We start from the raw sequence: 24,917 nt of genomic DNA, 5'->3' as shown, positions 1-24,917 counted from the left end.
GGCTGGTGGCTGAGACTGCGGCCTCCTTGACAAGTGTTGCGACTAAATCACAGGCACTCAAGCTCAGCGTTAATACGCCAATACCCAGTATCCGAAGTGCAGTGCTGATTACCTCGGCAGATGTTCGGATGCTCATGAATGCTTACTCCGTACAGCCGGGGTAAACGGTGCAGGTATGTCCATTCATTTTGAATGTTTTGAATGTTGGTGGAGATTGGCAACGATTTGATGTTTCAGTCTCTTGGCAGGGTTTCCACCCTGAATCGGTAGTTATCCAACGGTTTCTCATCGAAGGCTTTTCATCTTGGGATGTCTTGATTGTTAATGTTATGGTTTTATTTGCAAGTTGTTTATATGAGAGGCGTGCTCCGGCTCCTTGGCATGTAACTCTTTTTTCGATTTCATCAAGGATTGATCGTGCCTTGCTTTGCTGGAATAACCATGTGCAAGCGGCGGTTATATTTATCGTTCCGTGTTTGTCAGTGTCTACAGTCGTGGATGTATTGTTTGGTCCAATATAAAAATTGCCTTGTCCATAAGCCTGTTGCCATTCTTGAGGACCATACCGCCCATTAATCTCCAACTTCACCCGCCCAAGCCTCATCCCACAAAGACCCTTGTAGTAACTCAGCGGTATTTCAAAACTAAACGCCTGAGGCTGCGCCTGAATTTCAGCGGTGTACTGCTTCGAGTAACGCCGAGTGATGGTCTTGCCGGGTTCAAAAGACGGTGTCTGACAGCTGGCTTTACCCGGCTCATTGGGGCCATAGAAAGCAATGGCATCAATGCCAAACTCCGCAGGCAGCTGCCCCTTGAACGTAAACGTATCCCTGCCGCGATGGCTGGTTGCCGCTACAGCGGCTTCCTTGGCAAATATGCCCACCCAGTCGCAGCCGTTTAAAGTAAACAAGGCGAGACTCAATGCGGCGCGTTGGGTAAACTTTTTCATCGATCTGGCCTGTGAAAGTGTTTCCGCCGAGGTTTGGCAAACTGAACATACGGGGAATCCCTGGATTAGTGGGGCAACGCATGCCTGAGTTGGCATTCACTACCGTCTGTAGTTGTATATATCTAAAGCGTAAACAAATGATTTTTTAAAGGTTGCGTTGATCGAATAAACAAGCGTGTTTTTATATCGGGTGTTATGGGTGGACAGGATTTTGTTTGGGCGAAGATGTGCGCGTATTTGAAGTGCATCGTCGCTTGGTTTGAATTTTTAATATGTAGGGTTCGCGCTTTTGAGTTGTAGGAGTGTTCGTGTTTTTTTGAGCACGGTGTTTTTCAGGCCACTTATCCAATAACCGACGTTGACCCTCAGCCTGTGGGGTGGGGCGCAGGCGCCCGATGTCTGGCCGTCCGGTTGTTTGCACCCAAGGTTCGACCTGTCATCTTTCCCAACGTAGAATGCGCGCCTTTCTTATGGGCGGCTGGCCGTCCTGTTTTCAGCATTCATCAGGGACCTACCCATGAGCGATTATCAAGAAACGTTGTACGAGGGTTACGGCCAGCGCTTTCGCATTGAAAAAATGCTTCACGAGGTGCGCACCGAGCACCAGCATCTGGTGATTTTCCAGAATCCGCGCATGGGCCGGGTGATGGCGCTGGACGGCGTGATTCAGACCACTGAAGCCGACGAATTCATCTATCACGAGATGCTGACCCACGTGCCGATCCTGGCGCACGGCAAGGCGCGTCGCGTGCTGATCATTGGTGGCGGTGACGGCGGCATGCTGCGCGAAGTGGCCAAGCACGACACTGTCGAGCACATCACCATGGTGGAAATTGACGGCACCGTGGTCGAAATGTGCAAAGAGTTCCTGCCGGAGCATTCCAAGGGTGCCTTCGACGATCCGCGACTGAATCTGGTGATCGACGACGGCATGCGTTTCGTCGCGACCACTGAAGAAAAATTCGACGTGATCATTTCCGACTCCACCGATCCGATCGGTCCTGGAGAAGTGTTGTTCTCGGAAAACTTCTATCAGGCCTGTCATCGCTGCCTGAACGAAGGCGGCATCCTGGTCACGCAGAACGGCACCCCGTTCATGCAACTCAGCGGCGTGCAAACCACCGCAGGGCGCATGCGTGGCCTGTTCGCGGACTGGCATTTCTATCAGGCAGCCATTCCTACCTACATTGGTGGTGCTATGACGTTTGCGTGGGGCGCGACCGATCCTGCTTATCGCAAGTTGCCACTGGAAACCTTGCGTCAGCGTTTCGCAGGTAGCGGTATTGTTACTCGTTATTACAACCCTGAAATCCATATCGGGGCGTTTGCATTGCCTCAGTACGTGCTGCAAGCGGTAAACAAGCCAAGCAACGACTGATACCCTTCAAAAGGTTACGCAGGCCTGATCTGTCCATGGCAGGTCAGTTCTGCGTAGCACCCAATCAGCGGTAGTTGCCGCTCATTAGCCACTACGAAATTTTCACGCCTTGTCATAGAGAATTGCGCGCGATTTTCAGTCGCTTGCGACGGGTGTCGCTGTGGTCGGGGCTTTTTCATCCGACTTCATTACCGTCGAAGGTAAAACATCTGTCATGCATCGCTGCTAAACCGCGGGCGATCACGTAAGATTTGCGCCCTCCGTTCGCCAATGCCAAGTCATTGCCGAGCGCACGCTTTTCGAACCCTACTCTGAATCCAACGGATCCTAGAACAACATGGCTAAACCGGACGCTATGATTCATAAGCACGCGTCGTCGCGCTCGCTGCAACCTACCGTCAAATCCCACCTTGCGTACACGCTGCTCAGCGCTCTGGTGTTGATGGTGATGTACACGCTCTTGCGCGTTGCCTTGCTGGTTTACAACCGCGAGATGATCGGCGATACACCGGCCTCGACCTTTGTTGAAGCGCTGTTCAACGGTATGCGTTTTGACTTGCGTCTGACGGTTTACCTGATGATTCCGCTGTTGCTCTCGCTGTTCAGCGTCCGCGCGATGGCGGCACGCGGGTTCTTCCGTTTCTGGTTGACCGTGGTCGCCAGCATCACACTGTTTTTCGGCCTGATGGAAATGGACTTCTATCGCGAATTCCACCAGCGCCTGAATGGCCTGGTGTTCCAGTACGTGAAAGAAGACCCCAAGACCGTTCTGAGCATGTTGTGGTACGGCTTTCCGGTGGTTCGCTACCTGTTGGCATGGGCCGTGGTCACCTGGCTGTTGAGCCTGGTGTTCAAAGGCGTTGACCGGGCGACTCGTCCGCGTCGTGAGTTCAGCGTCAGCAATTCCAGCAATCGTAATGTTGCGCCCTGGTATGCGCGCATTGGCGTGTTCGTGGTCTGCTTGCTGATTGCTGTTGTTGCCGCACGCGGTACGCTGCGTCAGGGGCCGCCACTGCGTTGGGGCGATGCTTACACCACCGAATCCAATTTCGCCAACACGCTGGGCCTGAACGGTACCTTGACGTTGATCGCCGCGGCCAAAAGCCGGATGTCTGAAGATCGCGACAATATCTGGAAAGCGACCTTGCCACAGCCGGCTGCTCAGCAAACCGTGCGAGACATGCTGCTGACCGCCAATGACAAGCTGGTAGAGCCTGATCTGGCTGCCATCCGGCGTGATTTCACGCCGCCGGTGGAAAATACGCTGCCGATCAAGAACGTCGTCGTCATCCTCATGGAAAGCTTTGCCGGTCACTCGGTGGGCGCCTTGGGGGATGAAGCGAATATCACGCCTTACTTTGACAAGCTGTCGAAAGAAGGCCTGTTGTTCGACCGTTTCTTCTCCAACGGTACGCACACCCATCAGGGCATGTTCGCGACCATGGCGTGTTTCCCGAACCTGCCTGGTTTCGAATACCTGATGCAGACGCCAGAGGGCGCGCACAAGCTGTCCGGTTTGCCGCAGCTGCTTAGTGCGCGCAACTATGACGACGTGTACGTCTATAACGGTAACTTCGCCTGGGACAACCAGTCGGGTTTCTTCAGTAATCAGGGCATGACCACGTTCATTGGTCGTGGCGACTACGTTGATCCGGTGTTCTCCGATCCGACGTGGGGCGTTTCCGATCAGGACATGTTTGATCGCGGCGCTCAAGAGTTGAAGGCTCGGGGTGCAAACGGCAAGCCGTTCTATGCCTTGCTGCAAACCCTGTCCAACCACACGCCTTACGCGCTGCCGCCAAAGTTGCCGATGGAGCCTGTTACCGGGCACGGCACACTGGATGAGCACCTGACGGCCATGCGTTACTCCGACTGGGCGCTGGGGCAGTTCTTCGAGAAGGCCAAGAAAGAGCCGTACTACAAGGAAACCCTGTTCGTGGTCGTGGGCGACCATGGTTTCGGCAACAATCAACAAATCACCGAAATGGACCTGGGTCGCTTCAATGTGCCGCTGCTGCTTATCGCACCCGGCATGCAGGAGAAGTTCGGTCAGCGCAGCAGCATTGTCGGTACGCAGATCGACATCGTGCCGACGATCATGGGCCGTCTTGGCGGCGAAACCCGTCACCAGTGCTGGGGTCGTGACCTGCTTAACCTGCCTGCTGGCGACAAGGGCTTCGGCGTTATCAAGCCCTCGGGCAGTGAGCAGACGGTTGCTCTGATCACGGGTGACCGGATCCTGATCGAACCCAAGGAAATGGATCCGAAGGTGCTGTCCTACACCCTTGGCCGCACACCTCACGCTGAAGTGATTCCGGATGCACCGGACACCCAGGCGTTGCGTGAGAAGCTCGACAGCTTCCTGCAAACGGCGACCAAGAGCCTGCTGGATAACACTGCCGGGGTCGAAGCCAGCAAGAACTGATCCTGTGGTGATGTAATGCAAAAAGCCCCTCGCGCAGGGGCTTTTTGTTGCCTGGAGTACGCGAAAGGCACCGTCATTTACACCGCGCTGTCGTGCAGCGAAACTGGACCTTTAGGAGTGAGCTTGCTCGCGATGGCGGCCTGGCAGTTAAATACCTGTGACTGATATGCCGCTATCGCGAGCAAGCTCACTCCTACAGCCCGGGCGATTCAAATCCTGTGAACGAATGCCCGCATCAAAAGGTCAAGATCACGTAAGCCGCATTGTCGGCTGCCGAGGAGACCTTGATGAAACAGTGGACCATTTCGTATCTCGACAAAGACGGTGTGCAGCAAAGCCATGCTATGGAGTCCGAGCATCGTCCCAGTGACGAGGAGGTTGCCCGTCGTCTGCGACCTATATTGTTTCCGGTGGCTGATGAGCTGGACATGAATGACCTGGAAGGCCGGACCGCCGAGCCTACGGCCAAGTCGTTGAAAGACCAGAACTCCGTGCAGATTCTGTCCATTAAGGAGGCATCCTGATCGCATTGAAAAAAATGCCCTGATCGGGAATTGGCAGAAGGCCAACGATGGGGTTACTCTGCAGATGAGACGGGTGAAACGCTTCTCCCGTTTTTTTCATGTCGATGCCGGTCCGCAATTGGACACGGCCTTGTCAGCTACATGCTTGATCCCGGGCGGCAGAGTGTCTGCCGTGGACGACCTGCTAGGGCACGACATTCGGGAATGTTGAAACTCTATCTATCGTTGAATAGGAGGACGTTTCATGAGCACAGCCTATCAAGAGGACATCAGCAGTAACGTACTGCGCCGCATGAAAGAAAGCGGTTTTGATTTCGCACGTATACATCCCATTGAGTTCTATGCCGTTTTCCCGGATGAGGAACGGGCAAGGCAGGCTGCGGATCAATACCGTGGCGAATCCCTGAATACTCAAATCAATGTTCGAGACGACGGTGCCTGGCACTTGCAGTTAAGCAAGGTGATGCACGCGACCTATGACGGTATCGGCGATTTCGAACAGGACTTCCAGGCCGCAATCACGCCGCTTGACGGTGAGGTCGAGGGTTGGGGAGTCAGGCAGGAGATCAGGCGCTTACACGCATGAGTTTTACCGTGACAGCTTGAATGACCGGCCGATTTCGGGGCGTATGCCCGGGAGTTGGCCGGTTTTAGTTTGCAGGCTCTAAATGCAAGATTGAGTATGAGTTTTTTCTGACGGTCGTTTTCGCTGGACGACATGCAAAAAAAAGAGCCACTCAGTGAGTGGCTCAAAGGGAAGTTCGGTGAGAAGTCGGTGCTGGTAGCGCTGCCGTGTTTTTCGACAACGACTTGAAACGGGGCATACAAATACGCTGCGTTCAGGATGTCGCTGATTATCGGGAAACAATATCGTCTCGTGAAATCAACTCTGGCTATGCTGTTCATAGCTTTTGCAGTTGAAATACGCTTCCGAATGAAGCGTAGGAGAATTGGTTAGGAAGCTTATTGCACAGGAATGGTGCGGGTAGCTTTCTGGTTTTATGTAACCAATTGATATTTAAGCGTTTATGCCGATGGCACGGGCCTTGCGAAGGCCCTTGGTGTCCGTGGTGACAAGGAGTACGGCATGATCCGCACCTTTTATGATGAGATGTACGATGCTGGCGGTCTGGTCCGCCCGCATTATCGGGAATTTGCCCGCTGGTTGGGTGAAACGCCCCCTGAGCTTCTGGCTCAGCGCAGGCGTGAGGCCGACTTATTGTTTCATCGCGCCGGGATCACGTTCACGCTCTATGGTGACGAGCAAGGCACCGAGCGCCTGATTCCTTTCGACACGATTCCGCGCAGTATCCCGGCCAGTGAATGGCGGGTGGTCGAAAAGGGCTGCATTCAGCGCGTCAAGGCGCTGAACATGTTTCTCGCTGACCTCTATCACGAACAGCGCATTATCAAGGCCGGGGTTATCCCCGCCGAGCAAGTGCTGGCCAACGAGCAATATCAGTTGGCGATGCAGGGGCTGAATCTGCACCGCGATCTTTATTCGCACATTTCCGGCGTGGATCTGGTTCGTGACGGCGACGGCACCTATTACGTGCTGGAAGACAACCTGCGCACTCCGAGCGGCGTGAGTTACATGCTCGAAGACCGCAAGATGATGATGCGCCTGTTCCCTGAGCTGTTTGCAGCGCAGCGTATCGCGCCGATCGATCATTATCCGAATCTGCTCCTCGACACGCTGAAGAGTTCCAGCCCGCTGGATAATCCGAGTGTGGTGGTACTCACTCCAGGTCGCTTCAACAGTGCGTTTTTCGAGCATGCGTTTCTTGCTCGGGAAATGGGCGTGGAGCTGGTTGAAGGGGCAGATCTGTTCGTCCGCGACGATCGTGTGTTCATGCGCACCACCGACGGGCCCAAAGCGGTCGATGTTATCTACCGTCGTCTAGACGACGCGTTCCTCGATCCGCTGGCGTTCAACCCTGATTCGATGCTGGGCGTACCTGGCCTGCTGTCGGCCTATCGCTCGGGCAATGTGGTGCTGGCAAACGCGATCGGTACCGGTGTTGCGGACGACAAGTCGGTTTATCCCTATGTCACGGACATGATCCGTTTCTATCTGGATGAAGAACCGATTCTGCAGAACGTGCCGACCTGGCAGTGCCGTAAACCTGCTGACCTGTCCCATGTACTGGCCAATCTCCCGGAACTGGTGGTCAAAGAAACCCAGGGATCGGGTGGCTACGGCATGTTGGTCGGACCGGCTGCAACGGCTGCGGAAATCGAGTCGTTCCGCGCCCGTATCAAAGCCAAGCCGCACGCGTACATCGCGCAACCGACGTTGTGCCTGTCGACCTGTCCGACGTTTGTCGAGAACGGCATTGCACCGCGCCACATTGATTTGCGCCCGTTTGTCCTTTCTGGTCGTGAAACCCGCGTCGTACCCGGCGGGCTCACCCGAGTCGCGCTGCGTGAAGGCTCGCTGGTGGTGAACTCGTCTCAAGGTGGCGGAACAAAAGACACCTGGGTGGTCGAGGATTAAGGATGCCTGCCAATGCTAAGTAGAACTGCCTCGGATTTATATTGGATGTCGCGTTATCTGGAGCGAGCGGAAAACCTCGCCCGGATGCTGGACGTCAGTTACTCGCTGTCTTTGATGCCTCAGGACGGGCGTGGTGATGGCCTTGACGAACTGGCCATGCCACTGCTGATTACTGGCACGCTGGATCACTATCTGGAGCGTCACGGCGAGTTGCATGCTGAACGACTGCTGCATTTCTTCGCGCTGGATGCGAGCAACCCGGCCAGTATCTACAGTTGCCTCGGCGCTGCGCGGGCGAGTGCTCATGCGGTGCGCGGACGAATTACTGCGGACATGTGGGAAAACATCAACGCCACATGGCTGGAAATTCGCGGTATCGCCGAACAAGGCCTGACCCGTTACGGTATGAGCCGGTTTTGCGAGTGGGTCAAAGAGCGTTCACACCTGTTTCGCGGTGCGACTTACGGCACGATCATGCGCCATGACGCATTCCGCTTCATTCGTCTCGGGACCTTCATCGAGCGTGCGGACAACACCATGCGTATGCTCGACGCCCGCTACGAGATGCTCGAACTTCGTGGCAATGACACCAATGCAGTGGCCGACAGTTCGGCTCACGGTTACTACCAGTGGAGTGCCCTGTTGCGGGCGCTGTCGTCGTTTGAGGCGTATACCGAGTTGTATCGCGATGCGCCAGGTGCGAGGCAGGTCGCGGAGTTGCTGTTACTGCGCCCGGACGTTCCTCGTTCCCTGAGTGCCTGTCTGGAGGAACTTGACCAGATTCTCGCCAGCCTGCCAGGCGCCAACGGCCGTCCTGCACAACGACTGGCGGCCGAGCTGGATGCACGCCTGCGCTATACCGGGATCGACGAAATCCTGGAAGAGGGGCTGCACAAGTGGTTGAACGAATTCATTCCTTTGCTGGCCCAATTGGGTAACGCAATCCACACTTCTTATCTGGAGGCTGCATGAGACTCTCAATTAGCCACGAGACCACCTATCACTACGAGGATCAGGTCCGCGCGAGCATCCAGTATTTACGCCTTACGCCCCACGACAGTGAGCGCCAGCAGGTGCTCAGCTGGCAACTGACGCTGCCACGTCCGGTGCGTGCGCAGATCGATCCGTTCGGCAATATCCTGCACGTGCTGAGCATGGATGAGCCGCATGAAGCGATAATCATCGGTGCCCGCGGTCAGGTTGAAATCGATGAGAAGCGTGAAGCTGAACACGAAAGTCAGTCGCCTTTGCCATTTTTGCGTTTCACACGCCTGACCGAGCCGGACGACGCGATTCGAGCTTTTGCCAGTCAGCAATGCAAAAATCGCAAAGACCGCACCGCGCTGATTGATCTGATGCACGCGTTGAATCAACACATCACCTACACGCCGGGCTCCACTGAGGTGGACACGAGCGCTGCGCAGGCGTTTGCCGCACGCTCGGGCGTTTGTCAGGACCATAGTCACGCATTCCTGGCCTGCGCGCGCAGCCTCGGGATTCCGTCACGTTACGTCTCGGGTTATCTGTACAGCGAAGACAGCGAGCATCTGGCCAGTCATGCCTGGGCTGAGGCGTGGATCGATGATGCCTGGTATAGCTTCGACGTCACCAATCAACTGGCCATTCCTGAGCGTCACTTGAAACTTGCGGTCGGCCTGGATTATCTGGACGCTTGCCCGGTCCGCGGCATGCGTCGCGGTGGCGGCTGTGAGCAGATGCATGCCAAGGTGCTGGTATCGCCAATGCCGGGCGCACCCAAAGTGATGATGCAGGCGCAGCATCAGTGATTACCGGGGGCGGCATCAGCCATTGATGCCGCGGCGCTCTGCCTGAACCACCGTATAAAGCCCTCTCGCCAACAAGTTGCCTCCTACCGGATCGCGATCCAAGTGTAGGAGCGCGCTTGCCCGCGATGACGATGTTCAGGCAACGAAACACATCAATGGCACGCCACGGGCCATACCCGCGCTGCGCTTATTGTTACTCTCCCGCTTTGCGCCGTGCCGCCATGTGCTCCAGATAGGCAATGACCTGATCCAGTTCGGTATCCGGCAGCACCTCTTTGGGAATAGAGGGCATCTTGCCTTGCGGCCATTCACGCAGACTCTGCGGGTTGCGTATGTATTGGCGCAGGTATCCGGCGCTGAAATACTCAGTAGGGCTGTGGGGCAGGTTCAGATCAGGGCCCAATTGCGAGTCCCCGGCCGCATTCAGACGATGGCAGGCCAGACAATTTTTCTGGAACAACGCGAAACCTTGTTTAACCGGATGGTCAGCCGCGAGCTTCGGGTCGGGCAGTAACGCGGGAAAGCGTTCGCTGACGGACGCCAGTACGCGCAGGGTACTCATCGCATACGGCCATTCTTCGCGGCCAATGCCGTCGGCCAGGGGATCCGTCCACACCAGATAAAACGGGCCAGCGCTGTGGGTACCGTTGCTGAGGAGCGGCCATGGGTGAGCCGGGTCTTCGATGGCCAGCCAGGCCTTTGAACCTTTGGGCTGCATGACCGGCGCTGCAGGGATCTCCGCCGCAAAGCCGTCGGTTGCGACGGCCTGCAGGTGATCCTGCGGCGTGACCCCTTCAAGCAACGCCGCAAGCGGAATGGCACGATAGCTCATGGCACGCTTGTAGGCGACGTCCTCGTCAATCTTGATGGTTTGAATCTGCGGGTGTGCAAGCAGCTGGCTGGTCTGCCAGATGTTGACTTGATCTTCTCGTTCAATTTTCAGCTGTGCGGCTTGCAAGGCGCATTGAGGGGCTAGCGTAAGCATCAACGCGGCCAGGGAAAGGATAAAACGCAAATCATCACTCCGCAGGATCGTCGCTGATATCGTAAAGGGCGTTGTGCAGCTCTTCGTAGTTACCGCCATTGATGACGCTGTAGTACCCGGCCCTGTTCAGCTTGTCCTGAGCTTTGCTGGCTTTTTCGTTGCTGCTGCTGAACACGACGAACACGACATTGCGGTCGTTGAGCACCTGCTTCATCTGATTGACCAGGCGCCGGTCTTCAACGCGCACGGCATTGAGTACCGTGCCTGCGTCGTAATCGGTCTGGCTACGCACGTCGACGGCCAGTTTCCCTTCCTTCAACGCTGCCACCGCCACTGCCTGTTCGACTTCGCCAGCTGCGGCACTGCCGCAAAAAGCTATCAAAATCAGCGCCAAACCTTTATTCATCGTGACTGCCTCCTTTCCCTTGAGAGGAAAGATTGGCACAGATACACGTCGTCCGGTAGGGCGCTGGCATGATCAGAACCTGAGGGCGAAGTAGGCCTCATCCAAACAGGCGACTCAGGTTTGGCAAGATCAATAACAGGGTGGTGGCGAAGACGATGAGTCCGGCCTGACGTACTTTGGAATGCTTGAACATGGCTGTCCGCCTTTTTTTGTTATTCCTGAGCGACAAAAGCTCGCCGAATTCTTAATGAGTTTTCGGGCAGCTGGCAAAGGTGATTCATTGAGCAACCGGTTCGGCAAAGCCGCCGACAAACCAAGCGCTTCATGTATTTCTTATCGCGCTACTGTTGCTACAAAATTAACCTTAGAGTCCACGAGCGCTGCTGTTTAGAACCATTTCGTATTTAGGTATCACTCTAGCGAATTAATAGTTATAGAAAAACTCGTTGCCTCGCGGACGTTCCCTTACTAGACACGTTGAACCACATCAACTGTGCTTCGAGTGCGGACAACCGTTCGTCAGTGTCGGAATTTTCCTACGCTGGTCTTTAGGCTCTCGATTGAATCCCGCCCACTTGCGGCTAATGTGTCCTCAGACGATTCACCCATAACAATAAAGTGATCGAGGACTTCATGAGCGAAGCATTGATTTTCGATGCGGTACGCACGCCGCGCGGCAAGGGTAAGGCAGACGGCGCGTTGCACAGCGTCAAACCGGTGAATCTGCTCGCCGGGCTACTGAGAGCCCTGCAACTGCGCAATGACCTGAACACCGCTGAAGTCGATGACATCGTTCTGGGTTGCGTCACGCCGGTAGGCGATCAGGGGGCGGATATCGCCAAGACCGCTGCGATGGTGGCCGACTGGGATGTGAGCGTGGCGGGAGTGCAGGTCAATCGTTTTTGTGCATCCGGGCTTGAGGCGGTGAATCTGGGCGCCATGAAGATTCGCTCCGGTTTCGAGGATCTGGTGGTGGTCGGCGGCGTGGAATCGATGTCCCGCGTGCCGATGGGCAGCGACGGTGGTGCCTGGGTGCTGGATCCGCAAACCAACATGCACTGTCACTTTACGCCTCAGGGCATCGGCGCTGATTTGATCGCTACGCTTGAAGGGTTCACCCGCGCAGACGTTGATGCCTTTGCGCTGGGGTCTCAGCAAAAGGCGGCTCGTGCTCGTCAGGCAGGAGCCTTTCGCAAGTCGCTGATCCCGGTTCGTGACCAGAATGGCTGCTTGCTGCTGGATCACGACGAATTCATTCGTGCCGACTCGACCCTGGAAGGTCTGGGTAAGCTCAAACCGAGTTTTGAGATGATCGGCCAGATGGGGTTCGATGCCACTGCACTCCGGGTCTATAGCCATGTGGAGCGTATCCGGCACGTGCATACGCCGGGCAACAGCTCCGGCATTGTCGATGGTGCGGCTGCGATGCTTATTGGCTCGGACGTCAAGGGCAGGGCGCTTGGACTTAGGGCTCGCGGCCGAATCGTCACCACTGCCGTTACCGGCAACGACCCCACCATCATGCTCACCGGGCCAGCACCTGCCACACGCAAAGCGCTGAGCAAAGCCGGGCTGACAGTTCAGGACATCGACCTGTTCGAGGTCAACGAAGCCTTTGCTTCTGTCGTGCTCAAGTTCATCAAGGACCTGGACGTTGACCCGCTCAAGGTCAATGTCAACGGCGGCGCTATTGCCATGGGCCATCCCTTGGGCGCCACGGGCTGCATGATCCTCGGCACTTTGCTCGACGAACTGGAAGAGCGTCAGCTGCGCTACGGCCTGGCGACCTTGTGTGTGGGCGGCGGAATGGGTATCGCCACCATCATCGAGCGCTACTGAATCCTGTCCTGTATTGCAGAGAACATTTTCATGACTCAAGCCATTAATTATAAAAAAGGTCAGGACCAGATTGTCGTCCTGACCATTGATATGCCCGGGCAGAGCGCCAATACCATGAACGCCGTTTATCGCGACGCGATGGCAGCAACGATTGCCAGGCTGCAGGCGGACAGGCATTCCATAGCCGGGGTTATCATCACCTCGGCCAAGCAGACATTTTTTGCCGGCGGGGACCTTGATGAACTGATACAGGTTGGCAGTGACCGTGCGCAGTGGTTTCACGACATGGTGCAGACGCTCAAAGGTCAGCTTCGTAGCCTGGAAACCCTGGGTAAGCCGGTAGTTGCGGCAATCAATGGAACCGCACTGGGCGGTGGTTGGGAGATCTGCCTGGCGTGTCAGCATCGCATTCTGCTGGACGGGGTGAATACTCAAGTCGGCTTGCCGGAGGTCACGCTTGGCTTGTTGCCGGGCGGCGGTGGAATCGTGCGCATGGTGCGTATGCTTGGGCTGGAAAAAGCGTTGCCGTACCTGCTCGAAGGCAAAAAACTTAACGCCCGGCAGGCGCTGGTGGCCGGTCTGGTGGACGAAATCGTGGATGATCGCGATGAGCTTCTGAGTAAAGCTCGGGCCTGGATTCTCGCCAATCCTGAAGCACTGCAACCCTGGGACAGACCGGGCTATCAGCTACCGGGTGGAGCACCCTCACACCCCAAGGTTGCGCAGATGCTGGCCATCGCTCCTTCAATACTGCGCAGCAAAACCCAAGGCTGCTTTCCCGCTCCGGAGAAGATCCTCTGCGCTGTCGTCGAAGGCGCGCAGGTGGACTTTGATACCGCCCAGTTGATCGAGACCCGCTACTTCACCGAACTGGTGACCGGGCAGGTCGCCAAGAACATGATCGGTACTTTCTGGTTTCAGCTGAATGAAATCAAAGCGGGCGGATCCCGACCGCACAACCTGCCTGTAATCGCCACCCGCAAAGTCGGTGTGCTGGGCGCAGGCATGATGGGCTCGGGTATCGCCTATGTCAGCGCCTGTGCAGGCATTGACGTGGTGCTCAAAGACATCAATCTTGCGGCCGCACAGAAAGGCCGCGAGCATTGCGCTCGCTTGTTGGCCAGGCAGGTTGCCAACGAGCGGATGAGCACCGGGAAAAGCGAGGCTATTCTGGCGAGGATTCACTGCGCCGAGCACGATGCCGAGCTGGCGGGCTGTGATCTTGTCATCGAAGCGGTGTTTGAAGACCGTGCGCTCAAAGCCAGAGTCAGTGCTGCGGCCGAGCAGTTCGCGATGAAGGATGCCGTCATCGCCTCCAATACCTCGACCTTGCCAATCACCGGTCTGGCAACCGCCGTCACTGAGCCTGAACGTTTCATCGGCCTGCATTTCTTCAGCCCGGTGGACAGGATGCAACTGGTTGAAATCATCAAAGGCGCGCAGACCAGTGAGGCGACGCTTGCCAGGGCTTTCGATTTCGTTCAACAGATAAAGAAGACTCCCATTGTCGTGAACGACAGCCGTGGCTTCTTCACTTCGCGGGTATTCGCGACCTTCACCCATGAAGGCATTGCCATGCTCGGCGAGGGTGTTCCGGCGCCCATGATCGAGACCGAAGCGCGCAAGGCCGGTATGCCGGTAGGGCCGTTGGCAGTCGCGGATGAGGTGTCGTTGAGTCTCATGGCCCATATCCGCGAACAGACCCGCAAGGATCTCCAGGCCGAGGGCAAGGTGGTCAAGGAGCATCCGGCAACGGCGATACTTGAGCTGATGGTCAATGAGTTCAAACGCCTCGGCAAAGCAACCAACGCAGGGTTTTATGATTACCCGCAAGACCTGGCCAAACATCTCTGGCCCGGCCTGGAAGAACGCTTCGAAAAAACCGGCCCGCGGTTAGCTGCACAGGATGTGCAGGATCGATTGTTGTTCATTCAGGCGATTGAAACCGTGCGCTGTCTGGAAGAAGGGGTCTTGATGTCGGTGGCAGACGCCAATGTAGGGTCGATATTTGGTATTGGCTTTGCCGGGTGGACAGGCGGCGCGTTGCAGTTCATCAATCAGTACGGCCTGCCGAAATTCATCGCTCGCGCGGAGTACCTCGCCGAGCGCTATGGCGAGCGTTTCGAACCGCCTTCGCTGTTGTTACACAAGGCCCTTAAAGGCGAGCTGTTCTAAATGACGCTGATACAGCGGCGGTTCAGGTAATCGTGCACAGACCTTTCAAAGGACTCTTGCCTTGGCATGCCCGTTCGAGGCAGGCTTGAGCGGTGCACTATTGCCTTCACCGCTTCAGGTACTTTCTATGCCGCTACGCATCTGCATTCTGGAAACCGACGTCCTGCGTCCTGAGTTGGTTGATCAATACCAGGGATACGGACGGATGTTCGAACGGCTTTTCGCGCGCCAGCCCATTGCCGCCGAGTTCGAGGTCTACAACGTAATGCAGGGCGTCTATCCACCAGAAGGCGAGCGTTTTGATGCGTACCTGGTGACGGGCAGTAAAGCTGACTCTTTCGGTACCGATCCGTGGATTCAGACCCTGAAAGTCTATCTGCTTGAGTTGTACCAGCGCGGCGACAAGCTGCTCGGTATTTGCTTCGGGCACCAGTTGCTGGCGTTGTTGCTGGGTGGCAAGAGTGAGCGGGCGAGCAAAGGCTGGGGCGTAGGTATCCATCACTACACGCTGGCGCCTGCCACCGCGTGGATGACACCGGGCATGGAAAAGCTGACCTTGCTGATCAGCCATCAGGACCAGGTCACCGCATTGCCGGAGAACGCTACAGTGATTGCCTCCAGCGAGTTCTGCCCGTTTGCGGCTTATCACATCAACGACCAGGTACTCTGCTTTCAGGGGCACCCGGAGTTCATCCACGACTACTCACGGACGTTGCTGGATATCCGCCAGGAGAGCCTCGGCGAGACCATTTACCAGACGGGTATCGCCAGCCTCGATCATGACCACCATGGCCTGACTGTAGCCGAATGGATGATGCGGTTCGTACAGCATAAAGCCGCGGTTTGAGATATCCCTGACAGAACTCCGAGGGACCGGCTTCAGCCGGGAAGGCGGTGGTTCTACATAGTCCAGATGTAGCGGCTGAACTGGCCCTTTCCCGGCTAAAGCCAGTCCCACATGAAGTCCGGGATCCTCAAAGCCATCCCGAGCGCTTGAAGCTGGCAAACAATCCGCCACATACGGTCACTATCGTGCCGAGTACCACGTAGTAACCGTAGTGCCAGGTCAGTTCGGGCATGTTCTCGAAGTTCATTCCGTAAATGCCCGCGATTGCCGTTGGCACCGCCAGAATCGCCGCATAAGCGGCGAACTTGCGCTGCACGATGCTTTGCCGTGACGACTCCAGCAGCAGGCCGATTTCAATGGTCTGGCTGGCAATGTCGCGCAGGTTGCCCAAGTCCTCCATCTGCCGTTTGACGTGAATCTCCACGTCGCGGAAATAAGGTCGCATGTTCTTGTCGATGAAGGGAAAGTTGAGTTTCTGTAGCTCCTCACCGACTTCCACCATTGGCGCCACGTAACGCCACAGGCGTAGCAGGTCGCGACGCAGGCTGTGAATCCGCTGGATGTCGGTCTCTTTCAGCGCCCCGTTGAGCACGCTGTGCTCAAGCTCCTCCAGTTCGCAGTGGATGGCTTCGGTGACGGGTTGATAGTTTTCGGTGACGAAATCCAGCAAGGCGTAGAGCACGAAGTCTTCGCCGTGCTCAAGCAGCAAGGGCCGAGCTTCACAGCGTTGGCGCACCAATCCGTAGGACTTGGAGTGACCATTGCGCGAGGTGATGATGTAACCCTTGCCCGCGAAAATGTGAGTCTCGATGAACTCCAGTCTTCCGTTTTCCCTGACGGGTGCATAGGTGACGATAAACAGCGCATCACCGAAGGTTTCCAGCTTGGGACGGCTGTGAACCTCAAGGGCGTCCTCAAGGGCCAGCTCATGCAGATTGAACTGCTCCTTGAGGCTGGCCAGTTCTGTAGCGCTGGGTTGTTCCAGACCGATCCAGACAAAGTGGCCGGGTTTTGCAGCCCAGGCTGCGCCTTCTTCGAGGCTGATATTGCAGACTTTCTTGCCTGCGCTGTACACCGCAGCGGCAACGACTCGACCCATTTGTTTTTGCATCCTGAGAATGGCGGGGATGCCCGGGCAGCGGGCTAACGATTAAGAGTCGGTAAAGCCTGCGGAGTTCGCGGGCTTGTGCGCACCCGCATTGACGGGCGACCTGATCTCAGCGCAGAGCGTGATGTTGATCCGCTTCGATAGCTGCATCCAGCGTTTCAAGCAACGCTTTGCGCACTTTCAGCTTGGTATTTTTGTGAGCGCTCATGTTGATCTTTTTCAGTTGCAGCGCCACCGTGCGTGCAGCTTCAGACAGCTCTTCAACGCTGACCAGTTTGTCGAGAAAACCCGCGTTTACGGCGCCGGCGGGATCAAACATTTCGCCATTGATGACCGAGCGATGGAAGGCCGACTTACGCAGGCGATCCCGGGCCAGTTCGATGCCGACGTGGTGCATGGTCATGCCGATCTGCACTTCATTCAAGCCAATGCTGAAAGGCCCTTCGACGCCAATTCGATAATCCGCGGACAGTAGCAGGAACGCACCCTTGGCAACGGCATGACCAGGGCAGGCGATCACAATAGGGAAGGGGTGCGCCAGCATGCGGCGGGCCAGTGTCGAGCCTTCCTTGACCAGGCTGATAGCGGCCTCGGCACTGGATGTCATGACTTTCAGGTCATAGCCACCGGAAAGAATCCCGGGCTGGCCGGTGATGATCACCACCGCGCGGTCTTTTTCGGCCTGATCGAGCGCGCTATTGAAAGCCGCCACCACCGCAGGGGAAATGGCGTTGACCTTGCCATTGCTCAGGGTCAGGGTGGCGATACCGTCTTCCAGTTGGTAAGAGATCAAATCACTCATGGCAGTGTTCCTTGTTATTGACGTGAGCAGACGTTACCCACCCCGGAGGGGCAGGTAAAGCAATGACTACCGAGTCAGTTTTGTTCTGATCGCCACGGGCCTGCGGCTGCTCATTGAATAGGCGAACGGCCACTGAAAAGTGCAACCTTACCCACCACTTCAATGCTCACTTGAGCAAAGTGCTGCTCAAGTGCAGCGCGCAGATCGGCAACCGTATCGCTGCGGTTACCGAAAATCCCTTTCTTGTTGTAGATGTCCATCAGCTTGCGGCCAAAACCATTGTGCTCGGCAGCATCCCCGAGGATTGTCGCGCCAAACAACACGCCGTTTTCCTTCAGGCAGGGTTTGAGGCTGCTGAACACCTGGGCCTTGTGGTCCATGTTGCCTGGCAGGCAATGCAGCAGATAGAACAGAGAGATCGAGTCGTAGCGACCATGCTGCGAGGCATCCAGCGGCTTGAACACATCGTGCTGCAGGGTATCCGTGTCAGCGCGGCCGAACCGATCTTTGGCTGCCTGAAGGCTGCTGGGGTTCAGGTCCAGTAACGTGACATGGGTGGTATCCGGCAGGTGGGCATTGGCCAGGTAATAACCGGTGCCGACACCGACATCCAAATGGCGCGCGCCCACATGTCGGTCGAAGAATGGCTGCAACACTTGCCGGGTAGGGCAGTGCCAGGCAAAACGGTTCGAGATACCCAGCACCCAGGCGTCGTACAGTTTCAGCGTGAGAGGAGAGTAAACGGCGGCCCCGGCTTCGGACGAAGTACTCATGCGTGCCTCACTCCTGAATGTCGTTCAACTCGCAGTATTCAGTCCATTCCATGCCCAAAGCTTCAGCCACCTGCTGATGAGTGTCGTGACGTATTTCCTTGAGTTGTTCTGGCGTTTCAGCGATCAACTGCGCCGCCAGCTCCCAAGGCTCAATGCCCTGAGCCTCTGCCTCGTCCTCAAAGGCCCACTTGATCTGGTCCTGCTGATCCTTGGCGCTTAGGTTCTGGATTTCGTCGCGCAGGAGCGGATTGGTCTCCAGGTACTTGGCCTGAGTGACGTCGTTCCATTCGAGCAGATTCATTAGGTTCTCCGGCAGGTATGCAGCGAAATCGATCAGCTCCGACGCGTAAGGCGCTGGAGCGACAGGAAGCGCGATTGTGCGTGATTGAGGAGGACGCTGCCAGTGCCGCCGGACTTTTGGTGTTCAAGAGGGGGTCCGACTCTCAATCCGCCATCGCCATCCGCAGTGCCACTGCCGCTTCCAGCAGCTTATGCGCCTGAAGCGCCACGCAGGTGGATAACCCTTCGTCGCCAGCCTCCTTGAGCATGACGACCAGATCCAGCAATTTGCCAACTTCTGTTTCGATATTGCGAACGGATTCTGTGACTTGATACCGGGGTGAATGAGCCATTGCTTTCTATCTCCGCCAAGCAGGCTTCGAATATAGAGCAATGCCCGGTAGGAAATCACCCCGGTCAGCACCAGCATTACGCTTGAACCTGCATCTGTGAATTGTTGGTGTTGAAGCAGGCACCCGTGCGCAGACAGGTATTTTGCTTAACCGCATGAAAATTCTGAAAAAACCTTTGCGTTCGTAAAAGCTTTCGACTACATTAGCGCGCCTCGACAGACCAACGGTGTGACGAGATACGGTGAAGTGTCCGAGTGGCTTAAGGAGCACGCCTGGAAAGTGTGTATACAAGAAATTGTATCGAGAGTTCGAATCTCTCCTTCACCGCCAAATTCGCTACAAACGAAACCCCTGACTTCCTTGAGAAATCAGGGGTTTTTCGTTTCTGGCTTTCTTGAAGCATGCTCAGCAGACGCTGCCTCAATACAGGGTTCAAGCTTGCATCAAGCGCCGAACCCGCCATCAATTGTCAGGCTCGCCCCCGTGATGTAACCCGCTTCAGGGCCTGCAAGGTATGCGACGAAACTGGCGATCTCTTCCGCATGGCCGTAACGGCCTACCGCCATCAACGGAATCAGGGATTCAGCGAAATCTCCGCTTGCCGGGTTCATGTCTGTGTCCACCGGGCCGGGCTGGACGTTGTTGATGGTGATGCCGCGAGGGCCGAGGTCTCTTGCCAGGCCTTTGGTCAGGCCGACGAGGGCGGATTTGCTCATGGCGTACACGCCGCCGCCCGCGAAGGGCATGCGATCGGCGTTGGTGCTGCCGATGTTGATGATGCGACCGCCGTCACCCATATGCTTCGCTGCGGCTTGTGAGGCAATGAACACGCTGCGCACATTGATATCCAGCGTGCGGTCAAAATCTTCCAGGCTGAACTCTTCCAGTGGGCCAATCGCGAGCACGCCTGCATTGTTGACCAGAATGTCGACCCGACCGAATTTTTCGACGGTGAGCGCGACTGCGTTGCGAATGGCGTCGGCATCTGCGCTGTCGGCCTTGATGGCCAGGGCCTTGCCGCCGTTTGCGGTGATGCTGTCCTGCAGTTCCTGCGCCTTGGCTTCTGAACTGACATAAGTGAAGGCCACTGCTGCGCCTTCTTCGGCCAGACGTTTTACGATGGCCGCGCCGATGCCGCGTGAGCCGCCTTGTACCAGCGCTACTTTGCTGCTGAGCGGGGTGTGCTGAGTCATGTGATTCTCCTGAACAGTTGCGAGTGAGTGAATGGCGAGCAGTATCCGGCGCAGATTGCATGCTGAGTAGACGGTAATTGCGATAGTCTGAGTAAACCAAAAGTTTAGAATCCGACTCATGGATAACTTCAGCAGCATCGAATGCTTTGTGCGCAGCGCCGAAGTCGGCAGCTTTGCCGAAGCAGCCCGGCGTCTGAGCCTTACGCCCGCAGCAGTGGGCAAGAGTGTCGCCAAACTTGAGGCGCGGCTGGGCGTACGCCTGTTCCAGCGTAGTACCCGCAGCCTGACACTGACAGAAGCCGGGCACCGTTTTCTGGCGGAAGTTGGTGCCAGCTTCATCACCATTCAAAATGCCGTTGCCAACCTGGCGAGCTCGGAAGGGCAGCCCGTTGGTACGCTCAAAGTAAGCATGGGCACAGTATTCGGGCGGCTTTACATCATGCCGTTGCTGGCCGGGTTTCTGCGTCGTTACCCGGAAATTACGCCGGATTGGCATTTTGATAATCGACAAGTCGATTTGATTGGTCAGGGATTTGATGCAGCCATTGGCGGCGGCTTTGACCTGCCCCAAGGCGTCGTAGCCCGCAAGCTGGCTCCCGCGCATCGGATATTGGTGGCGTCGCCGGCTTATCTGGCTGAGCAGCCACCTATTGAGCACCCAAAGGATTTGCAGACTCATCCGGGGATTTTGATTCGCTCGCCTCAGACAGGCCGGATCCGCTCCTGGCCCCTGACCAGCCGTGAGCACGAATACAGCCCACTGAGCCTGAAACCGCGCATGACCATGAGTGACTCGGAAGCCGCATGCTCTGCCGCCGAGCAAGGCCTGGGCGTCGCGTTGGTGAGCATGCCGTTCGCCGTGCCTTACTTGCGTAGCGGGCAGCTACAGCGGGTGTTACCCGACTGGTACGTCGATGATGGCAATATTTCTCTCTATTACAGTGAGCACAAATTGCTGCCGGGCAAGACCCGGGCATTTGTGGATTTTGTGCTTGAGCAGTTTGCCAGCCAGGGACTGTCCAGAACATTCAGTGCGGTATAACCATCCTCAATGGAATCGTTTCAACATGGATATTCAGGCCAACGCGGCATTACTGATCATCGACATGCAACAAGGCATCCAGCATCCAAAACTGGGGCGGCGCAACAATGCTCATGCAGACGAGCAGATGCTCAAATTGCTGCAAGCCTGGCGAAGGACGCAGCGGCCAGTCATTCACGTCAGACACTTTTCCCGCGAGCCCGAATCGGTGTTCTGGCCTCAGCAGTCCGGCGTTGAGTACCAGCCGGCTTTTTTGCCGATGGAAGGGGAGCGCGAATTGCGCAAAGAAGTGCCGGATGCGTTTTGCAATTCGCCGCTAGAAGAATGGTTGAAAAGCGAAGGCATCACTCAGTTGATCATAGTGGGCGTCGTTACCAATAACTCAGTCGAATCCACTGCGCGATCGGGCGGCAACCTCGGCTTTGAGGTGATAGTGCCGCATGACGGATGTTTTACCTTCGACAAGACTGATTTCTTCGGCGCCCTGCGCAGTGCGGAGGATGTACATGCGATGTCTCTGGGCAACCTGCATGGCGAATATGCGACGGTAGTGGCCACCGAAGCGCTATTGAGCAGACTCTGATCAAGGGTTTTGCAGGAACACCACGTAACCTTTGAACCACGGATTGTTTTGCAGGCTCGCTGGCGCTTGCCACTCGCCGCCTTGTATCAGGCCAATCCTGAAGGGCAGGCCCAGTCGAGCCATGCGGGGCAGGTAAGCGTCGTAGTCGGGAATGCTGTGGCGGCCCTGATAGGTTTGCACCACCACCTCGTCGATCACGCCTTTGAGGTCGCCGATAACGGCGGCATCTGCATGGCTGCTCCAGTCCAGCAAGCCGGTGATACTGAGGCGATAGTCCGCAGGCAGGCGCTGGCGAAAATCGCGCAGAAAGGCAACGTATTCATCGAGGTAGCGGGTACGGGCGTCAAAGTCGATCTGGACGCCGACTACCCGGCTTCCTGTATCTCGCCAGCGTTTGATATGACCAAGCAACTGCTGGTAAACCGGTTCGGGCCAGCGCAGCGTGTGAGCACGATAGACAATCCAGATTTCGTGTTGAGGCAGCCTTGTCATGGCCATGCCCTGCGCGACGAAGTTGACCCTGCGGTGCTGTTCGCTGCGCGAGCTGCTGATCTGTCCCTGCAAGAGGTACAGGGTTTTTGCCTGAGCCAGCACCGGCTGTGCGGCAACGCCGCCCCACAGCCAGAATGCATCGTGCTCCTCGGCGTTCACCGCAGCACTGGCTGAACCCGTTAGCAGCAGGCACAGCAACGTTAGCCAGACTCGCAGCGAGATTAACAATGGGGCTACCAGTAATACTGCAGCGACCTGCTCCAGGTCGTATCGGCAAACTCACCTTTGAGTTTTTTGAACCATACCTGACGCTCTGCGGGTACCACCGCCTTGCCGCCGCAGCCGTTGTTGCCTGACGGGGCATAACAGTTGATGGCGCGATACAGTGCGTAGGCCTTGTCTTCGTGACCTGCTTTCGGATTGACGATCACCGCCTGATAGGCCGTATGCCGGGCGAATACTCTCTTTACGTAACCGGGTGGTGTACCGCCGAGTACATCTGGGTTGCGCTTTTCGTCCAGCGGCATGCCGTCCAGGTGATTGCCCCGGATAAATTCGCCCATGCAGTTCAAGCCTCGGGGGTTGATAGCATCCTTGGCGAGTACGGCTGCGATTTCGGCGATGCCAGGGCAGGCGTAGCCGGAGTCGGCCTCGCTGCCTTTCCAGCGAAACAGACTCAAGGACGGACCTTGGTTGTGGACATAGCCAAGGCTGTAGCCGAGTTTCTCTGGCGATGGTGCATCCGGCAGTAACTTCAGATCCTCCCCAAACCTGACGAACTGACTGCGCATCAAGTCTTTGTAAAGCAATACGAATAACGCGGTATTGCGCTCTGTTTCGCTGATCCCTTGTGTCGTCTGCTGGATCAACAGGTCTGCATCGGCGGTCTTGCTGAGCAGGATATAGCGCAACTTTGCGGTTTTGATCGGCGAATCTGCGGCAAACACTTTAGCCAGCTGTTCGTCACGCTCGTAACTCATGGCCAATGCCAGTTGCAGTTGCTCGTTTTGTAACGGCAATCGGGCCAATGGCAACAGCTGTAGCCACAACTGCTGTGCCCCTTTCCAGTCCTGACTGGCTTCCAGAGCCAGCCCACGGAGCATTTGCTGGCTGAACGCCAGGTAGCCAAGTGTCTCCGGCAGGTCCGTTGGCAGCAGTTTCAACGCACTCTCGGGATCATTTTCGACGTACAGCGCAAAAGCCGCCTGCAGATAAGTGAAGAGTTGAGGATGCTTGGCAAAGGTGTCTTTCTGCGCGAGCAGAGCGGCTTTGGTCAGCCTGTTGTTGCTCCCTTCACGCATCCACATCAGATCGTTGACGGCGGCAATGATCGGCGAGTTGACCGGAGCCTTGTTCGGGGTGATCAGCTTAAGGTCGGATTCACGGATCAGCGCTTCATCGGCCGAACCTGCCAAAGGACTGCCTTCGCCCGCGGCCAAAAAACGTGCTTCGTATTCGGCGGCGAGCTGGTTGTTGTCCTGAGTCAACCAGTGCACCCGACGCAGCAAACCGCGAGCGGTGCTGGAGTAGGTGCCGAACGGGTAGTTGTCGACGTAGTTCCTGAAGGCGTTTTCGGCCCGTCTGGCTGCGGCGAGATCGACGCGTTCCGGCTTGAGTTCGCCGTATTCAAAAGCTTTTTCCTGAGCGAGGTTCAGCTCGGTACGGCCAATCATGTAGAGCGCTGTATCCTTCAGCCACTCCTGAGGATTGTCGGCCAGCAGGGTAAAACCTTTGCTCGCTTCGATGAAGCGCCCGCTATAGAAGTCGGCTGCCGCCTGCAAGTAGGTCACGAACGACTTGCCCGTGGCTGACTGGATATTACCCGGTAACAGGCTGGTCAACTGCTCGGGTTCCCAGCCACAGGCGGAGAGCATTTGCATCCGGCTGGTTGCCAGCGCCGAACGCTCGGCCGGAGCAAGCTCTGGAGTATTGATCAGTGTCTGGATGAAGTGCGTGGCAGTTTTTTCGTTGTTACTGCGGCAGCGACTGCCTTCTCCGTCGAGCAAGGTATCGCCAGCCACTTCAGCAGGCTCGCGCTTGACGCCTAACGTCGCCAACATCTCATTGAGACCGGGCGTATCAATATTTTCTGAAAGTTCTTCCTGGTTGTTGCCCGCTGCCGGCTGCAGACGGTAATGCGCAAAAGGCACCTCGCCGTATCCTTCCGCCAGGTCATCCTCGTTCAGCGCCGCCGGGGTCAGTCCTTGATCGTTCGCATTGGCCAACAGCAGCCGCAAGTTCACCGAACTGTCGTTACCGGGGCTAAGGAAGGACAGGCTGCTGCATACGTCCAGATGCTCTTTGAGCAATGACCATGTCGGGTAGCAGGAATCATCGGAACTGGCATGAGCCGCCGAGCCGACGGTTGCACTCAGGGCAATGGCCAGAGCAGTGAGCAAGCGGGTATGCATGGAACGTCCTTGCTATCTGGAAGGCTCTGAAGGCGAGCGATGGCGATGATACCTTGCGTCACCGTCACG

General features: G+C 56.5%; 23 protein-coding genes and 1 tRNA gene. 13 read left to right on the top strand and 11 right to left on the bottom strand.

From position 1 onward, the window contains the following. Window positions 1-142: 142 nt before the first annotated feature. Window positions 143-949, bottom strand: a complete 807-nt coding sequence (locus EE949_RS08235) for a hypothetical protein (protein WP_122663863.1) — start codon at window positions 947-949, stop codon at window positions 143-145. Window positions 950-1,466: 517 nt separating this feature from the next. On the opposite strand from EE949_RS08235, the gene speE reads away from it, so the two are divergent. The 7 genes from speE to EE949_RS08200 all read left to right on the top strand — a co-directional run bounded on the left by speE (window position 1,467) and on the right by EE949_RS08200 (window position 9,560). Continuing rightward, complete coding sequence (gene speE / locus EE949_RS08230; protein ID WP_122663862.1) at window positions 1,467-2,327, top strand: polyamine aminopropyltransferase; 861 nt, start codon at window positions 1,467-1,469, stop codon at window positions 2,325-2,327. A gap of 337 nt (window positions 2,328-2,664) precedes the next feature. After that, window positions 2,665-4,752, top strand: coding sequence for an LTA synthase family protein (locus EE949_RS08225; RefSeq protein WP_122663861.1), 2,088 nt, complete (start codon window positions 2,665-2,667; stop codon window positions 4,750-4,752). Window positions 4,753-5,039: 287 nt separating this feature from the next. After that, window positions 5,040-5,276: a hypothetical protein gene (locus tag EE949_RS08220; RefSeq protein WP_122663860.1), complete on the top strand. Its 237-nt coding sequence runs from the start codon at window positions 5,040-5,042 to the stop codon at window positions 5,274-5,276. Between the two features lie 244 nt (window positions 5,277-5,520). After that, window positions 5,521-5,862, top strand: coding sequence for a ribonuclease E inhibitor RraB (locus EE949_RS08215; protein WP_122663859.1), 342 nt, complete (start codon window positions 5,521-5,523; stop codon window positions 5,860-5,862). Window positions 5,863-6,363: 501 nt separating this feature from the next. Beyond that, a complete protein-coding gene (locus tag EE949_RS08210) occupies window positions 6,364-7,773 on the top strand; it encodes a circularly permuted type 2 ATP-grasp protein (RefSeq protein WP_122663858.1) in 1,410 nt (469 codons plus the stop codon). Window positions 7,774-7,785: 12 nt separating this feature from the next. Next, a complete protein-coding gene (locus EE949_RS08205; RefSeq protein ID WP_122663857.1) occupies window positions 7,786-8,745 on the top strand; it encodes an alpha-E domain-containing protein in 960 nt (319 codons plus the stop codon). Further along, window positions 8,742-9,560, top strand: coding sequence for a transglutaminase family protein (locus EE949_RS08200; protein ID WP_122663856.1), 819 nt, complete (start codon window positions 8,742-8,744; stop codon window positions 9,558-9,560). Before EE949_RS08205 ends, EE949_RS08200 begins: the two co-directional genes overlap by 4 nt. 193 nt (window positions 9,561-9,753) lie before the next feature. Here EE949_RS08200 and EE949_RS08195 read toward each other — a convergent pair whose 3' ends face one another. Both EE949_RS08195 and EE949_RS08190 read right to left on the bottom strand, forming a co-directional pair. Next, a complete protein-coding gene (locus EE949_RS08195; protein WP_122663855.1) occupies window positions 9,754-10,575 on the bottom strand; it encodes a cytochrome c in 822 nt (273 codons plus the stop codon). Window positions 10,576-10,579: 4 nt separating this feature from the next. Beyond that, window positions 10,580-10,951, bottom strand: a complete 372-nt coding sequence (locus tag EE949_RS08190; protein WP_122663854.1) for a rhodanese-like domain-containing protein — start codon at window positions 10,949-10,951, stop codon at window positions 10,580-10,582. Window positions 10,952-11,584: 633 nt separating this feature from the next. Between EE949_RS08190 and EE949_RS08185 the strand changes: the two genes are divergently transcribed. The 3 genes from EE949_RS08185 (at window position 11,585) to EE949_RS08175 (ending at window position 15,812) form a co-directional block, all read left to right on the top strand. After that, complete coding sequence (locus EE949_RS08185; RefSeq protein WP_122663853.1) at window positions 11,585-12,790, top strand: acetyl-CoA C-acetyltransferase; 1,206 nt, start codon at window positions 11,585-11,587, stop codon at window positions 12,788-12,790. Between the two features lie 30 nt (window positions 12,791-12,820). Then, window positions 12,821-14,965: a 3-hydroxyacyl-CoA dehydrogenase NAD-binding domain-containing protein gene (locus EE949_RS08180; RefSeq protein ID WP_122663852.1), complete on the top strand. Its 2,145-nt coding sequence runs from the start codon at window positions 12,821-12,823 to the stop codon at window positions 14,963-14,965. 127 nt (window positions 14,966-15,092) lie between these two features. Next, window positions 15,093-15,812 (top strand): amidotransferase, encoded by a 720-nt coding sequence (locus EE949_RS08175; RefSeq protein ID WP_122663851.1) that lies wholly within the window; start codon window positions 15,093-15,095, stop codon window positions 15,810-15,812. Between the two features lie 127 nt (window positions 15,813-15,939). Here EE949_RS08175 and EE949_RS08170 read toward each other — a convergent pair whose 3' ends face one another. From EE949_RS08170 to EE949_RS08150, 5 genes are all read right to left on the bottom strand, one after another. Beyond that, the gene (locus EE949_RS08170) at window positions 15,940-16,911 is read right to left on the bottom strand and encodes a magnesium and cobalt transport protein CorA (RefSeq protein ID WP_122663850.1); all 972 of its coding nucleotides are present in this window, start codon (window positions 16,909-16,911) and stop codon (window positions 15,940-15,942) included. A 118-nt stretch (window positions 16,912-17,029) separates the two neighbouring features. Further along, the gene (locus tag EE949_RS08165; RefSeq protein ID WP_122663849.1) at window positions 17,030-17,722 is read right to left on the bottom strand and encodes a crotonase/enoyl-CoA hydratase family protein; all 693 of its coding nucleotides are present in this window, start codon (window positions 17,720-17,722) and stop codon (window positions 17,030-17,032) included. Window positions 17,723-17,832: 110 nt separating this feature from the next. Next, window positions 17,833-18,495, bottom strand: a complete 663-nt coding sequence (locus tag EE949_RS08160) for a class I SAM-dependent methyltransferase (RefSeq protein WP_122663848.1) — start codon at window positions 18,493-18,495, stop codon at window positions 17,833-17,835. A gap of 7 nt (window positions 18,496-18,502) precedes the next feature. Next, window positions 18,503-18,796: a DUF6388 family protein gene (locus EE949_RS08155; RefSeq protein WP_122663847.1), complete on the bottom strand. Its 294-nt coding sequence runs from the start codon at window positions 18,794-18,796 to the stop codon at window positions 18,503-18,505. 142 nt (window positions 18,797-18,938) lie between these two features. After that, window positions 18,939-19,127, bottom strand: coding sequence for a hypothetical protein (locus EE949_RS08150; protein ID WP_122663846.1), 189 nt, complete (start codon window positions 19,125-19,127; stop codon window positions 18,939-18,941). Window positions 19,128-19,367: 240 nt separating this feature from the next. On the opposite strand from EE949_RS08150, the gene EE949_RS08145 reads away from it, so the two are divergent. Next, a tRNA-Ser gene (locus EE949_RS08145) sits at window positions 19,368-19,457 on the top strand. 113 nt (window positions 19,458-19,570) lie between these two features. On the opposite strand, the gene EE949_RS08140 is transcribed toward EE949_RS08145, so the two are convergent. Then, a complete protein-coding gene (locus EE949_RS08140) occupies window positions 19,571-20,320 on the bottom strand; it encodes a 3-oxoacyl-ACP reductase family protein (protein WP_122663845.1) in 750 nt (249 codons plus the stop codon). Window positions 20,321-20,438: 118 nt separating this feature from the next. Here EE949_RS08140 and EE949_RS08135 point away from each other — a divergent pair, with 118 nt between their 5' ends. Then, window positions 20,439-21,362, top strand: coding sequence for a LysR family transcriptional regulator (locus EE949_RS08135; RefSeq protein ID WP_122663844.1), 924 nt, complete (start codon window positions 20,439-20,441; stop codon window positions 21,360-21,362). A 25-nt stretch (window positions 21,363-21,387) separates the two neighbouring features. Next, entirely contained in the window at window positions 21,388-21,945 is a 558-nt protein-coding gene (locus EE949_RS08130) for a cysteine hydrolase family protein (RefSeq protein ID WP_122663843.1), read from the top strand. Here EE949_RS08130 and EE949_RS08125 read toward each other — a convergent pair whose 3' ends face one another. Then, the gene (locus EE949_RS08125) at window positions 21,946-22,665 is read right to left on the bottom strand and encodes a DUF3142 domain-containing protein (protein ID WP_430735979.1); all 720 of its coding nucleotides are present in this window, start codon (window positions 22,663-22,665) and stop codon (window positions 21,946-21,948) included. 5 nt (window positions 22,666-22,670) lie between these two features. After that, window positions 22,671-24,848: an outer membrane assembly lipoprotein YfiO gene (locus EE949_RS08120; RefSeq protein WP_122663841.1), complete on the bottom strand. Its 2,178-nt coding sequence runs from the start codon at window positions 24,846-24,848 to the stop codon at window positions 22,671-22,673. Window positions 24,849-24,917: the final 69 nt, after the last annotated feature.

Source organism: Pseudomonas viridiflava (genome assembly GCF_900602065.1).
Classification (GTDB): Bacteria; Pseudomonadota; Gammaproteobacteria; order Pseudomonadales; family Pseudomonadaceae; genus Aquipseudomonas.
Note: the sequence above shows the minus strand (reverse complement) of the source record. Positions and strands in the feature narration are given on the sequence as shown.

What these genes read in the sequence shown, in the direction of transcription:
- EE949_RS08120 (WP_122663841.1), bottom strand. Translation starts at nt 24,848, where the DNA reads ATGCATACCCGCTTGCTCACTGCTCTGGCCATTGCCCTGAGTGCAACC.
- EE949_RS08210 (WP_122663858.1), top strand. Translation starts at nt 6,364, where the DNA reads ATGATCCGCACCTTTTATGATGAGATGTACGATGCTGGCGGTCTGGTC.
- EE949_RS08205 (WP_122663857.1), top strand. Translation starts at nt 7,786, where the DNA reads ATGCTAAGTAGAACTGCCTCGGATTTATATTGGATGTCGCGTTATCTG.
- EE949_RS08225 (WP_122663861.1), top strand. Translation starts at nt 2,665, where the DNA reads ATGGCTAAACCGGACGCTATGATTCATAAGCACGCGTCGTCGCGCTCG.
- EE949_RS08170 (WP_122663850.1), bottom strand. Translation starts at nt 16,911, where the DNA reads ATGGGTCGAGTCGTTGCCGCTGCGGTGTACAGCGCAGGCAAGAAAGTC.
- EE949_RS08160 (WP_122663848.1), bottom strand. Translation starts at nt 18,495, where the DNA reads ATGAGTACTTCGTCCGAAGCCGGGGCCGCCGTTTACTCTCCTCTCACG.
- EE949_RS08200 (WP_122663856.1), top strand. Translation starts at nt 8,742, where the DNA reads ATGAGACTCTCAATTAGCCACGAGACCACCTATCACTACGAGGATCAG.
- EE949_RS08140 (WP_122663845.1), bottom strand. Translation starts at nt 20,320, where the DNA reads ATGACTCAGCACACCCCGCTCAGCAGCAAAGTAGCGCTGGTACAAGGC.
- EE949_RS08215 (WP_122663859.1), top strand. Translation starts at nt 5,521, where the DNA reads ATGAGCACAGCCTATCAAGAGGACATCAGCAGTAACGTACTGCGCCGC.
- EE949_RS08175 (WP_122663851.1), top strand. Translation starts at nt 15,093, where the DNA reads ATGCCGCTACGCATCTGCATTCTGGAAACCGACGTCCTGCGTCCTGAG.
- EE949_RS08135 (WP_122663844.1), top strand. Translation starts at nt 20,439, where the DNA reads ATGGATAACTTCAGCAGCATCGAATGCTTTGTGCGCAGCGCCGAAGTC.
- EE949_RS08220 (WP_122663860.1), top strand. Translation starts at nt 5,040, where the DNA reads ATGAAACAGTGGACCATTTCGTATCTCGACAAAGACGGTGTGCAGCAA.
- speE (WP_122663862.1), top strand. Translation starts at nt 1,467, where the DNA reads ATGAGCGATTATCAAGAAACGTTGTACGAGGGTTACGGCCAGCGCTTT.
- EE949_RS08180 (WP_122663852.1), top strand. Translation starts at nt 12,821, where the DNA reads ATGACTCAAGCCATTAATTATAAAAAAGGTCAGGACCAGATTGTCGTC.
- EE949_RS08155 (WP_122663847.1), bottom strand. Translation starts at nt 18,796, where the DNA reads ATGAATCTGCTCGAATGGAACGACGTCACTCAGGCCAAGTACCTGGAG.
- EE949_RS08235 (WP_122663863.1), bottom strand. Translation starts at nt 949, where the DNA reads ATGAAAAAGTTTACCCAACGCGCCGCATTGAGTCTCGCCTTGTTTACT.
- EE949_RS08190 (WP_122663854.1), bottom strand. Translation starts at nt 10,951, where the DNA reads ATGAATAAAGGTTTGGCGCTGATTTTGATAGCTTTTTGCGGCAGTGCC.
- EE949_RS08150 (WP_122663846.1), bottom strand. Translation starts at nt 19,127, where the DNA reads ATGGCTCATTCACCCCGGTATCAAGTCACAGAATCCGTTCGCAATATC.
- EE949_RS08165 (WP_122663849.1), bottom strand. Translation starts at nt 17,722, where the DNA reads ATGAGTGATTTGATCTCTTACCAACTGGAAGACGGTATCGCCACCCTG.
- EE949_RS08185 (WP_122663853.1), top strand. Translation starts at nt 11,585, where the DNA reads ATGAGCGAAGCATTGATTTTCGATGCGGTACGCACGCCGCGCGGCAAG.
- EE949_RS08130 (WP_122663843.1), top strand. Translation starts at nt 21,388, where the DNA reads ATGGATATTCAGGCCAACGCGGCATTACTGATCATCGACATGCAACAA.